Origin of the sequence: Chitinophaga parva, from assembly GCF_003071345.1 — a bacterium.
Classification (GTDB): Bacteria; Bacteroidota; Bacteroidia; order Chitinophagales; family Chitinophagaceae; genus Chitinophaga; species Chitinophaga parva.
The window spans coordinates 1,591,695-1,604,061 of sequence record NZ_QCYK01000002.1 but is presented as its reverse complement, the minus strand read 5'-3'; the positions used below and the strand labels follow the sequence as shown (position 1 = coordinate 1,604,061).

At 55.8% G+C, this 12,367-nt stretch carries 7 protein-coding genes; 2 read left to right on the top strand and 5 right to left on the bottom strand.

Annotation, left to right across the window (positions count from 1 at the left end):
* Positions 1-3: 3 nt before the first annotated feature.
* From DCC81_RS16825 to DCC81_RS16810, 4 genes are all read right to left on the bottom strand, one after another.
* Complete coding sequence (locus tag DCC81_RS16825) at positions 4-1,278, bottom strand: TIM barrel protein (RefSeq protein WP_108687750.1); 1,275 nt, start codon at positions 1,276-1,278, stop codon at positions 4-6.
* Positions 1,279-1,372: 94 nt separating this feature from the next.
* A complete protein-coding gene (locus DCC81_RS16820; protein ID WP_108687749.1) occupies positions 1,373-3,487 on the bottom strand; it encodes a bifunctional aldolase/short-chain dehydrogenase in 2,115 nt (704 codons plus the stop codon).
* Positions 3,488-3,672: 185 nt separating this feature from the next.
* Positions 3,673-4,731 (bottom strand): L-rhamnose/proton symporter RhaT, encoded by a 1,059-nt coding sequence (rhaT, locus tag DCC81_RS16815; protein ID WP_108687748.1) that lies wholly within the window; start codon positions 4,729-4,731, stop codon positions 3,673-3,675.
* Between the two features lie 108 nt (positions 4,732-4,839).
* Positions 4,840-8,049: a glycosyl hydrolase gene (locus DCC81_RS16810; protein ID WP_165806621.1), complete on the bottom strand. Its 3,210-nt coding sequence runs from the start codon at positions 8,047-8,049 to the stop codon at positions 4,840-4,842.
* A gap of 138 nt (positions 8,050-8,187) precedes the next feature.
* Between DCC81_RS16810 and glgX the strand changes: the two genes are divergently transcribed.
* Complete coding sequence (gene glgX, locus DCC81_RS16805; protein ID WP_108687746.1) at positions 8,188-10,341, top strand: glycogen debranching protein GlgX; 2,154 nt, start codon at positions 8,188-8,190, stop codon at positions 10,339-10,341.
* A gap of 249 nt (positions 10,342-10,590) precedes the next feature.
* Positions 10,591-10,986 carry a response regulator gene (locus tag DCC81_RS16800; protein WP_165806620.1) on the top strand — a complete coding sequence of 132 codons (396 nt, stop codon included), beginning with the start codon at positions 10,591-10,593 and terminating at the stop codon, positions 10,984-10,986.
* A gap of 58 nt (positions 10,987-11,044) precedes the next feature.
* Here DCC81_RS16800 and DCC81_RS16795 read toward each other — a convergent pair whose 3' ends face one another.
* The gene (locus tag DCC81_RS16795; RefSeq protein ID WP_240613008.1) at positions 11,045-12,322 is read right to left on the bottom strand and encodes a sensor histidine kinase; all 1,278 of its coding nucleotides are present in this window, start codon (positions 12,320-12,322) and stop codon (positions 11,045-11,047) included.
* Between the last annotated feature and the right edge of the window lie 45 nt (positions 12,323-12,367).

The following is a 12,367-nucleotide window of genomic DNA, read 5'->3' as shown; positions in this document are numbered from 1 at the left end:
GGGCTAAAGTCCGGTAGCCACGGCAGTGGTGCCGCGTTCTTTAATGAGGGATTGTCTTACGTTCAGTTCACGGAACAGTTGCAGGGGCGCCAGCGCGGCACCGGCCCGCAGGCGGCTTTCGGCCAGCAGGGGGCGGAGGTCTGTGCGGAAGGCGGCCTGCAATATTTCCTGGGCGCGCACCACGTCGTTATTCGCCTGTGCGGCAGCCAGTGCCTTGCGGTCCACGATCAGGGCCTGTGCATAGGCCAGTTTAATGGCTTCCACGCTTTGCAGCAGGTCTTCCAGCGGGTCTTTCACGTTGTGCGATGCGTCGATCATCCAGCCCAGGTCCTGTGCGTGGTTCATATGGCGCGCGTCCATGCCTTCCACCAGTTCATTGAAAATAAGGAACAGCTGGTAAGGGCGGATGCTGCCGGTGGTGAGGTCGTCATCCCCGTATTTGGAATCATTGAAGTGGAAACCACCCAGGCGTCCTTCCATGAGCAGCAGGGACACGATCTGTTCAATGTTCGCATTGGGCAGGTGATGGCCCAGGTCCACCAGGGTAAAGGCTTTAGGCCCCAGCTTGCTCACGTACAGGTAAGACTGGCCCCAGTCTGCCACCGTAGTGGAATAGAAATTAGGTTCAAATGCTTTGTACTCCAGCCACAGTTTCCAGTCTGCCGGCAGGGCTGCGTAGATCTCCTGCAGGCTTTCCAGCGTGTTTTGAAATGCTTTGCGGAAGTTGAGTTGCCCCGGGAAGCAGGACCCGTCTGAAAGCCACACGGAGAGCGCCTTTGAGCCCAACTCCACTCCCTGGCGTATCACTTCAATATTGTGCTCGATGGCTTGTTTGCGCACGGCTTTGTCCACGTGCTGCAGGGAGCCAAATTTGTAGCTGTGTTGCTGGCCCGGCTGGTCCTGGAAAGTATTGGAGTTCACTGCATCAAAGCGCAGCCCATGCTGGGCGGCCAGGGAACGGATGCTGGCGTGGTTTTCCGGCACGTCCCAGGGTATGTGCAGGGAAATGCTGCCACTGCTCTGGTTGAGGGCATGCAGCAGGCCTACGTCCTCAATTTTCTCTGCAATGCTGCGGGGCTCTCCACCGCCGGAAAAACGGCCGAAGCGGGTACCACCGGTGCCCAATGCCCAGCTGGGAATAGCTATCTGTAAGTCGGTCAGTAAAGGCAATACATCGTCTACCTGCGGCACTTCACTGCGCAGGTATTGCAGGCGGCGCTGGTGGGCGGCCAGCAAGGCGGCATTATGGTCTTCAATGGACGTGCGGTGTAGCAGCATAACGTGGGATTTAAAATATCAGGAAAGAAAGCCGGAAACCCGGTAGCATGGCCGTTCCCAAAGTAACGAAAACGCGCGGATCTCCGGCCTGTTTTTACCGTACAAAGGCCATGGCCACGCCCCCGTCCACATTCAGCACATTACCGGTGCTTTTGTTCAGCAGGCCGCCTACAAAAACAAAGCAGGCGTTGGCAATATCTTCCGGCAGGATGATCTCGTTGAGCAGGGTGCGTTTGGCATAGAACGCGGGCAGGTCTTCCACCTTTACGCCGTATGCTTTGGCGCGGCCCTCCGCCCAGGCGCCTTCCCAGATCTTGCTGTCTGCGATCACGGCGTCGGGGTTTACGGTGTTCACGCGGATGCGGTCTGGCCCCAGTTCTGCCGCGTTGAGGCGGCCCAGGTGCAGCTGCGCGGCTTTGGCACTGCCATAACCGGCATTGTTAGGACCAGACACCAGCGCGTTCTTACTCACGATGTTGATCACATCGCCGCCCTGGTCCTGCTTGCGCAGGATGTTTACGCCGGCTTGTGTGACCAGGAACTGTCCTTTCACCAGTACATCGTAAAGCAGGTCCCAATCCGCGCTGGTATGGTCCTCCAGCGGTTTAGAAACAGAGAGGCCGGCGCAGTTCACAATAATATCCACGCCGCCAAATGCCAGGCAGGATGCATCAAAAGCGCCCTGGATCTGGTGTATATCCGTTACGTCCAGGGGCGCAGTGATAAAGGCATCCCGGCCATATTGTTTTTCAAATGCAGCTTTAGCCACGGACAGTCTTTCCGCATCATTATCATTGATCACCACCACGGCGCCTTCGTCGGCAAATTTCCTGGCAATGGCGCGGCCTATGCCACCGGCGCTGCCGGTTACCAGTGCTATGCGCCCGCTCAGCGCCTTGGGCTTGGGCATGCGCTGCAGCTTGGCCTCTTCGAGCAACCAGTATTCAATGTCAAATGCTTCCTGGCGGGGCAGCGAGGTGTATTCTGAGATCGCCTCCGCGCCTTTCATGACGTTGATGGCATTGATATAAAATTCTGCCGCTACGCGCGCGGTCTGCTTATCCTTGGCAAAGGTGAACATGCCCACGCCGGGATACAGGATCACCACCGGGTTGGCATCGCGCATGGCGGGACTGTCCGCGTGCTTGCAACTTTCATAATATGCTTTGTAATCCGCGCGGTACGCTTCAAATGCGGGGGCCAGTTTTTCCTTCAGTGCTTTTACATCTTTCAATTCCGCATCCGGCGCCAGGTCCAGCACCAGGGGTGCTATTTTGGTGCGCAGGAAGTGGTCCGGGCAGGAGGTTCCCAGGGGTGCCAGGCGGCCCAGGTCATGGGAGTTGATGAATTCCAGCACGCGGGCATCATCGGTAAAGTGGCCCACCATGTGCTGGTGCGTGGAACAAAAACCACGCAGTACCGGTGCCAGTGCAATGGCTTGCTGCTGGCGTTTTTCGGGCGCCTGTGCCGTGATGCGTGCGCCGCCAAATACGGGCTTCACTTTGTTATAATTCGCTTCTACGTAAGCGGCACAGGTCTCGATCACTTCCAATGTGTTCACATAACTTTCATAGGCGGTGTTGCCCCAGGTAAAGAGCCCGTGCGATCCCAGCATAATACCACGAATACCGGGATTGTCCTGCAGGCACTGGCGGAGCTTCAGGCCCAGGTCAAAGCCTGGTCTTTGCCACTCCACCCAACCCAGGGTGCCGCCAAATAATTCCTGTGTAATGCGTTTGCCATCCTTTGCTGCCGCAATGGCGATGGCCGCATCGGGATGCAGGTGGTCAATATGATGGAAGGGCAGGAACCCATGCAAAGGCGTATCGATGGAAGGCGCTTTTGAATCCAGGTCAAACAGGCAATAGTTGAAGAGGCGCACCATTTCATCTTCATGCGCCAGGCCCCGGTACACCTTTTCCAGGCCTCTCAGCTTATCCACGTATAAAGCAGCCAGCCCGCTGCGTTTCAGCGTACCGATATCGCCGCCGCTGCCTTTCACCCACATCACTTCCGTGTCCTGGCCGGTCAGCGGATCTTTCACCACGGCCTTGCAGGAAGTATTGCCCCCGCCATAATTAGTGAGCCGCAGATCGGCGCCCAGTAAGTTAGAACGGTAAATGAGCAGCCCCACTTCATCGCCCGCCAGTTCTGCTGCCTTACGCTCATCCCAGAGGTAGCTTACGTGTTTGAATTCTTTGGTTTTCATGATTTGAAAGTTTGTACAAGATACAGCGTACAACGTACAGCGTACAACGTACAACGTACCTTGCTTTGAAAGCACCATGCCGGCGCATTTCAGTATGTTTTTGTTTTTAGTTTACTGTTTGTTTGCCACCTGTTGACACGTCCCGTAATCATACGCCGTACGTTGTACGCTGTACGTTGTACGTTTTAACCACCCACGCTATTCCCCCACCCTACCAGCAGTACGGAAAGCATGATGGTGGCAATGCCGAGGGAAATGGCGGTCCAGGTTTTACGGTCCACGCCCTTCCATTCCTTGAGGGCGATGCCCCAGCAGTTAGACACCAGGATGATGAAAGCCATGTGCAGGATCCAGGAGCTGGCGCCGTTGCCCAGGCGGCTTTCGCCCATGCCGTAGAAAAAGAACTGGAGGAACCACGTGGTACCTGCCAGTGCGGAAAAAATATAGTTAGCCGCCAGTGGCGTGGACCTGTTGCCATAGTCACGGTAGCTTTTGTTTTTCAAATTGAGATAAATGCACCACAGCACGTTCGTAGTGAGGCCGCCCCAGAGAATGACCACGAAGATCACGTTGTTGCGGAACAGGGGGTTGGCCCCGTTCGCCTCGGCCACTACGGCCATGGACCTGCCGGCTTCTATGCCGAAATTGAAACAGGCGCTCAGGATGCCGGATATCGTAGCCACGATCAGGCCCTTGCTAAGGTTAAATTCTTTTACGCCCACCTTTTGTTCTTCCGGCGTGAGCACCTTTTCCTTGAGCATGCCGGCACGGCCGCAGATACCAATCCCGATAAGGCATACCGCCACGCCAATGAGCACGATCACGCCTCCCTTGCTATGTAGCATCTGGGTAAAGGTAACGCCGCTGTCCGGCGCAAACAGGTCCCGGTAAATGGGCGGCACCAGGGAGCCGAAAGCCGAGGTAAAACCCAACGCTACAGACATGCCCAGGGACATCCCCAAGTAACGCATAGATAGCCCAAAAGTCAAGCCACCAATGCCCCACAGCAGGCCCAGTAAAAACGTCCATCCCAGCACGCTGGTGGGCGCTGCATGGATGATGTTCATAAAGCCGGGCACCGTGAGCCAGGCCGCTACCAGGGGAACAATGAGCCAGGAAAACAAACCGCCGGCCAGCCAATAGCTTTCCCAGGACCAGCCTTTTACTTTTTTATACGGCAGGTAAAAACTGCCGGAGGCGAAACCGCCGATAAAGTGGAATATAACACCCAGGAGTGCCTGCATGGAATTTATTTTGTATCAGTTAGAATAAAAGTAACCCGGCCCCGGCAAAGTCCCATCCTGTGCCATCATGCCCAGGCTGGCGGCGCCGCGGTACGATGATCGCGCAGGTTACTGCACTTCCGCCCGCAGTGTTACAGGGCCCAGCAGGCCCGCGGGTTGTAAAGGCGTGTCCGCATGGAACGGGTCATAGCTCAGGTGCAACTTCCGTTGTGCTTTGGGCAGTTGCTGATCGCCCACCAGCGCGTTCACCCACGTGTTCACCACCGTAATGCGGATGGTATTGCGTCCCCGCTTCAGCGCGTGCGAAACGTCTGCCTGCCAGGGTGCCGTCCACACCGTGCCGGCGTCTGTGCCATTCACCTGTACATGGGCTATGGCGCTTACTTTCCCCAGATCCAGCAATACCGGGCCGTGTGCAGGTACGCTATCTACAGGAACGGAAATTTCATACACCCCGCTGCCGGAAAAATAACGGGCGCGTTTGTCTGCCAGCGTGGTCCAGTCCTGCAGCGTATCCAGTTGCAGGTGCAGGCTGTCCAGCTGCAATTGCCAGGTGCCTTGTATGGTTTGCAGCACCCGTTGTTCCGGGAAATTACGGCGGTTTATTGCCTGCAAACCGGCCCGTTTATTAAACACGATAAAGACGCTTTGCGCTGGCGCCAGGGTAAGCGGCACGGCCGTACCAGTGGGCGTTTGGGCGTATTCCGGCAAGGCGCGTGCGCTGCCGGTCACCGCATCCCAGTACGTGGGCTGCAGCGCCTTTACGCGGAACACCGGGCGGAAGGCAATCATGCTATCCGCCTGGTTGCTGATGAAATAAATGTCACTACCATCTGCCGTGCGGCGGTGGGTGAAGAGCACCGGTTGTTGCTGCCATTCCAGGTCTGGCTGCAATTGCAGCAATGCAAATACATCCCGCAGCGGCATGTCATGGATCACCATGCCCTTGCCTGCGTGGTGTATGGTTTCCCGGCTCCAAAGTTTTGTGGCCAGTTGTTGCACCATGGCATCTGCACGGGGATAATCCTGCAGGCTGGGAGATTGCTGCGGTGCAGGGCCCACCACCACGGCCCCTGCGCGCACCAGGGTATCCAGCTTGCGCAGCAAAGCAGGCCGCATGGTGGTTTGCGGGGGTAATACCAGCACGCGGTAGCGCAGGCCATCCGGCAGCACCAGCGTCCCGTCTTTTACCTGCGCCCGTGTAAGCAGCACTTCCGCATTGATGTAGTCAAAATCATATCCCTGGGGCAGTTCCGGCTGGCGGATGCCGCTCATCTTCGGTGCATCCTCCCCAATAAAATAAGCAACGTCCTTTACCGGCAGGCCTTGTTGCAGTAAGTAATTACAACGGCGCACATAGTCAATGAACGCCTTCCCTTCTTTAAACCAGGTGTTGCCCCGGTTAAACTCAGTACCAAACCATGCGTTGATACCGGGTCGCAGGCTATCGTCGGGTTGGGAAATGAATACGTGCAGCAACGTGTTATTCACACCTTCCGTGAAAGACCAGTCGCCGCGTTTTTTCAACATGGCCGGGTAGCGGTAATACGTGGCCAGGGCCGCGGTAAATGATTCTGCAGATACTTTGGTCTTGCCATAAATGTGTGCCGCAGAAGATGCATCGCGCAGCTCCACACTGCCCAGGGCGCCTTCGCTCCAGAACTCACCCCCCACTTCATCACTCTGCCCGCCGTATTGAAGAAACTCCGCCGGGAAGCCCCAGTGGCCGTAGTTTTCCAGCCAGAGACCCAGGCCCAGGCGATGGCTTTCCCGGCGCAGTGCACCTACATATTGGTACGCAATACGGTCTGCCACCAGGCGGCGCAGGTCCCACAGGAAACGGCTGCTCTGATCCGGGCTGCCCACTACCCTGCCGGTAAGCACGGGCAGCCAGGGCAGCGGATCATAGCCATAAGTTTTACGAAAGGCCGTACGCATATCATCCGTCCAGTTCTGGGAGCCGGTTTCGTAACTGTCTGCCACCACGTATTTAAAGGCGCTGCGTTGTGCCGGGGCCAGGCTATCATACACCCGTTTTACAAAAGCGCTGAAATGTGCCGCCATGGCCATGGCGGAGAGTTTGTCCACTTCCAGGCCCGTGGCATCCGGCGTGGCAGGGGCGTTATGTACGCCCGTGGGCAACATGCCCATGCGGAGGATGGTCCAGCGGGTGGTGGCGGTGTTGCCCTTAACACCCGGTTCAGCGGAACGGGGCGCCTGCCAGCGCAGCGTGCCATCCGGCTGCATAAAGCGGGTAATGTCCAGCACCTGGCGGGTGGATAATGCCTGCGCTGTATCAGGGCTGTCATTGGGCCACAGATAAGTATCCCACAGGGGTTGCGGCGCGGGAAACATTTTACCCAACTGTTTTTCAGGATAGCGGGCCACCCGCGCCAGGGTATCCAGTTGCACGTCCGCCAGGGAAATGCCGCCCCTGGCTTCTTCCAGCAACAGGCGGAAATCCTTGCCTGGCGTGGGCGGCAGGGCTATCACTACCGGTGCCCAGGGCATGAAGCCCACATTGTCTGCCGGGTTGCTGCGGTCGTATTCAAAGCTTGTTACTTCTTTATAACCGGCTCCGGTATTCACTTCCAGCCGCCCTTTTGCATAAAACGCATGTTGCCCGCCCTGCAGCACCAGCGTGCGCACTGTGCATGGAGCTGCGCTTTGCAGGCGCAGCTCCATGCGGTGTATACTGTCCGGCAGCTGCACCGTGGTAGTGATGTTATCATCTGTAAGATTACGTATACCCGTTACCGTTAGTTCTGAAGTAATGTTCCATACCGGGGCTGCCGGTGCAGCAGGGATGGCCAGTACCGCTACGTCCTGGAAGTCTTTGCCTGGTGCTGGGAGCTTTTGTGTAATATACTGCCCGCCCTGCACCGTGGTGGTGCTGGCCGCCAGGTAGCGCATGGACTGTCCCGGCTTGATCCACGGGCCGCCGGACTGGCTCCATCCCGGCCCGTTAAACAGGCCGATGGCCACATGATGATCCGCTCCCGCCTGCATAGCAGCGCGGGTTACCGTCCACCATTCCGGGGAAAAGAACTGCACGGGGCCTGCGGGCACTTCCGCACCCAGGCCAATGTTGCCAATAAAGGCGCGCCCGATACCCACCTGTGACATAGCCGCCACATCCCGGGTAACGCCACCGGGTGAAACATTGCCCGACAACCAGTACCAGTACACCGATGGCTTTACGCTGTCCGGCGGCTGCTGGAAGCCCCGGTACAAAGCGGTACCGGGCCCCTGGGCCATGAGGCGGTTTGCAAAAAAGAGCATTGATAGCAGTACAGCAAAGTGTTGTTTCCGTTTCATACATGGCATGGTCTGTAAATATGCATTAATATAAGCGCATGCGCAGGGATAACTGTCCTGTACTGTTGCCCGGTGCCAGACCACTTGGTATAAAATGTGTTACACACAACGCTTTGGAAACCATTTCTAACTATTCGTATGAGCATCTCCACTTACCCTGGCAGTCCTTACCCGCTGGGCGCCACCTGGGATGGCAAAGGCGTCAACTTTGCCCTTTATGCAGACAACGCCACCGGTGTAACACTTTGCCTGTTTAAAGACCCGGCAGACCCCAACCCGGAAATGGTTGTTTTTAAAGAACGCACCCACCAGGTGTGGCATGCCTACCTCCCGGGCCTGCAACCCGGGCAGGTATACGGCTACCGCGTGGCCGGCCCCTACGAGCCGGCAAACGGGCACCGGTACAATGAACATAAACTGCTCATAGACCCTTATGCCAAGGCTATTGCCGGCGTCATTGACTGGCACGATGCGTTGTTTGGCTACAAGATAGGCGATGCAGCGGAAGACCTCAGTTTCAGCGAAGAAGACAGCGCGCCTTACCTGCCCAAGTGTGTGGTGATAGACCCGCGGTTTGACTGGGAAGACGACACCCCGCCCCGCATCGCTTACCACGACAGCATTATTTACGAAGCCCATGTAAAAGGCTTTACCAAACTGCACCCGGACATACCGGAGCCACTGCGTGGCACCTACGCGGGTATTGGCCACGAAGTGACCATCAACTACCTGAAAGCACTGGGCATTACAGCCATAGAGCTGATGCCCGTGCACCATTTTGTAGTGGACCGCTACCTGCTGGACAAGGGGCTTACCAACTACTGGGGATATAACACCATCGGCTTCTTTGCGCCGGATGCGCGCTATGCCAGCCAGGGTGTACAGGGCCAGCAGGTGCAGGAGTTTAAACAAATGGTGAAGAACCTGCACAAAGCCGGCATAGAAGTGATCATAGACGTGGTGTACAACCATACCGGCGAAGGCAGCCACCTGGGTCCTACCTTGAGTTTCAGGGGCATTGACAATGCATCTTACTACCGCCTTACGGATGATAAGCGCTATTACATGGACTACACCGGCACCGGCAATACGATGAATGCCAACCTGCCCAATGTGCTGCGCCTTATCATGGACAGCCTGCGGTACTGGATAGCAGAGATGCACGTGGATGGCTTCCGCTTTGACCTGGCGGCCACCCTGGCGCGGGAACTGCATGAAGTGCACCGCCTCTCCGCTTTCTTTGACATCATCCACCAGGACCCCATGATCTCCCAGGTGAAGCTGATCGCAGAGCCGTGGGATATCGGGGAAGGCGGCTACCAGGTAGGCAAGTTCCCCCCGGGATGGGCGGAGTGGAATGGCCTGTACCGCGACTGCATCCGGGACTACTGGCGGGGGGAAGACAGGACCCTGCCGGAATTTGCCCAGCGCTTTACCGGCAGCGCAGACCTGTACAAGGATGACTACCGCACCCCCGGGGCCAGCATTAATTTCATCACCGCGCATGACGGATTCACGCTGCTGGACCTGGTGTCTTACAACGATAAGCACAATGATGCGAACAAGGATAATAATACAGACGGGGAAAGCCATAACCGCAGCTGGAACTGCGGCGCAGAAGGGCCCACAGACGATGCCGGCATCAACGCACTGCGGAAAAAACAACAGCGTAATTTCCTGGCGACCCTGTTCCTGAGCCAGGGCGTGCCGATGATCGTAGCGGGCGATGAATGCGGCCGCACGCAACAGGGCAATAACAATGCTTACTGCCAGGATAATGAGATCTCCTGGATAAACTGGACGAGGGCCGATGTGGAACTGCTCTCCTTTACCCGCCACCTGATACAGCTGCGTATTAACCATCCCGCGTTTCACCGGCGGCGCTGGTTCCAGGGGCAGCCCATCCGCGCGCGGGCCGCAGAGGATATTGCCTGGTTTACACCGGAAGGCCAGGAAATGGGCCAGGAGCAATGGGATGCCGCCTTTGCAAAATCTGTCGGTATTTTCCTGAACGGGCACGGGCTGCACGCTGTGGGGCCGCACGGGGAGCAGATGATAGACGATAGTTTTTACATCATTTTCAATGCACACCATGATGCCCTGGACTTTATGCTGCCAGAGCCAAAATATGGCAAGCAGTGGTGTGTAATGCTGGATACCGATAAGGCAACCCTGCCGGAAAAAGATAGCAGTCCTGTATGTAAGAGTGGGGAAACCATCCCGGTGGCCGGCAGGTCCATCGTATTATTAAAAGCGGGAACGGGGAAACAAGGCAGCGTACCTATAGCTTAACAATTTTCTAACAAATGAAAAGCATCCTTTTATAAAAACACGCAGTAGCAAGGATTTACGCCGGCTGGCACTTTGAAGTGAGAATAATTTTCAGCATATTTTCTTTTGTGGTGAACAATTGCCCGCAAATGTGTGTAATAATACCATCATTATGTTGATAAAGCTCGTTCAACAATGCTGGATAATATTTATCTTACACCACATTTACCGGAACACGCCCAATCGCCATTGTTAAATATAACTAGCTACATGCATCACACGACTTGCCTGATTATTGACGATGATCCGGATGACCAGGAGATCTTTGCCCTGGCACTGGAAGAAGTAGGGCCCAGCTATCAATGCGCTTTTGCCAATAATGCTACAGATGCCCTGGCGCAGCTGCAACAAAATGCAGTATCGCCGGATTATATTTTCCTGGACCTGAATATGCCGCGCATCAACGGGCTGCAATGCCTGGCGGAACTGAAAAGGATGCCATCCACCAGGGCTATCCCGGTGGTGATGTATTCCACCTCGTCGGAGCATCATTTCTCTTCCCTGGCCATGGCGGCAGGGGCCACCGCCTTTGTGAGCAAGCCCTCCCGCATCAGTGACCTGGTGCAGATCCTGAAGGACCTCTTTTCCCGGATCCATCAAAAGTAACGGTGTTTTTTTCTCAAAGATAAATGCCGGGTTAAATGCGGGCACCATCCTGCCTGGATCAGGTAGTTTGCCGCAGCAGGGGTTGAAGGCTGCTGTGTTTTTCCGGCAGGCCGATGGTGAAAACCGCCCCCTCTCCCAGGGCGCTGCTGGCCTCAATATATCCTTTGTGCCGTTCTACGATCTTTTTACAGATAGAAAGCCCCACCCCGGTACCTGCAAATTCATGATAGCTGTGCAGGCGTTTGAACACTACAAAAATGTCATCCGTGTATTTAGGATCGAAGCCGATGCCATTATCTGCAATGGCAATGCGGTAATGCGTGCCAGGCATCCCTTTGCCAGGCTGGCCATCGCTTACCAGGGTAGCGCTCACACGGATGCGGGGCTCCCGGTCCGGCCGGCTGAATTTCAGGGAATTGCTGATCAGGTTCTGGAACAGCTGGCGTAGCTGGCTGGGATAACCGGAGAGCACCGGCAGGTCGTCTACCGTGATCACCGCGCGGCGCTGCTCTATTTCCACTTCCATGTCGCTGAGCACTTCCTGCACCAGTTTCTTTACATCCACCACTTCGTAATCATCATCATCCACGCTGGTCTGGCGGGAATATTTGAGCAGGTCTTTGATGAGCAGCTGCATGCGTTCCGCGGCGTTGGTGATCTTTTGCAGGTAATCCGCCATCTCGGGGTGGATCTGGTCCTTGAACTTAAAACCCATCTTATCACTGAACACCATGATCTTGCGCAGGGGCTCCTGCAGGTCGTGGGAAGCCACGTAGGCAAAGCGGTTCAGCTCTTCGTTGGTAGCCTTCAGGTGGGCATTATTTTCCAGCAGCTGCTGGTTGAGCAGGCGTATCTTTTCTTCCGAAATAATGCGGTCCTGGATCTCTTTTTCCAGGCTTTTATTCATGGCCAGCAGCTTTTTTTCCTGGGCCACCAGCTGCTGGGTTTTGCGGTACATTTCCACAAACACGCTCACTTTTACCCGCAGCAGTTCAGGATCAATGGGTTTGTAGATGTAGTCCACGCCGCCCATCTGGTATCCTTTAAAAATATACTCTTCGCCATAATCATTGGCGGTAATAAAGATAATGGGAATGTCGCGCAGCCTGTCGCGCTCATAGATCATGTTGGCCGTCTCAAACCCGTTCATACCAGGCATTTGCACGTCCATCAGGATAAGCGTGAAGTCCTGCTTTTGCAGCAGGCTCTTCAGGGCAGCCATACCACTGTTCGCCTTCACGATCGTGTAACCATCCTTTTCCAGGATGGTTTCGATGGAGAACAGGTTGTCTTCCCGGTCATCGACTACTAGTATTTTGATTTCTGGTCTTTCCATGAGGGGAGGGAAAATTGTACAATGTACCATGTACAATGACTATTG

Excerpts from the sequence above, each read along its gene's own strand:
- DCC81_RS16825 (WP_108687750.1), bottom strand. The coding sequence starts at position 1,278 with ATGCTGCTACACCGCACGTCCATTGAAGACCATAATGCCGCCTTGCTG.
- DCC81_RS16820 (WP_108687749.1), bottom strand. The coding sequence starts at position 3,487 with ATGAAAACCAAAGAATTCAAACACGTAAGCTACCTCTGGGATGAGCGT.
- rhaT (WP_108687748.1), bottom strand. The coding sequence starts at position 4,731 with ATGCAGGCACTCCTGGGTGTTATATTCCACTTTATCGGCGGTTTCGCC.
- DCC81_RS16810 (WP_165806621.1), bottom strand. The coding sequence starts at position 8,049 with ATGAAACGGAAACAACACTTTGCTGTACTGCTATCAATGCTCTTTTTT.
- glgX (WP_108687746.1), top strand. The coding sequence starts at position 8,188 with ATGAGCATCTCCACTTACCCTGGCAGTCCTTACCCGCTGGGCGCCACC.
- DCC81_RS16800 (WP_165806620.1), top strand. The coding sequence starts at position 10,591 with ATGCATCACACGACTTGCCTGATTATTGACGATGATCCGGATGACCAG.
- DCC81_RS16795 (WP_240613008.1), bottom strand. The coding sequence starts at position 12,322 with ATGGAAAGACCAGAAATCAAAATACTAGTAGTCGATGACCGGGAAGAC.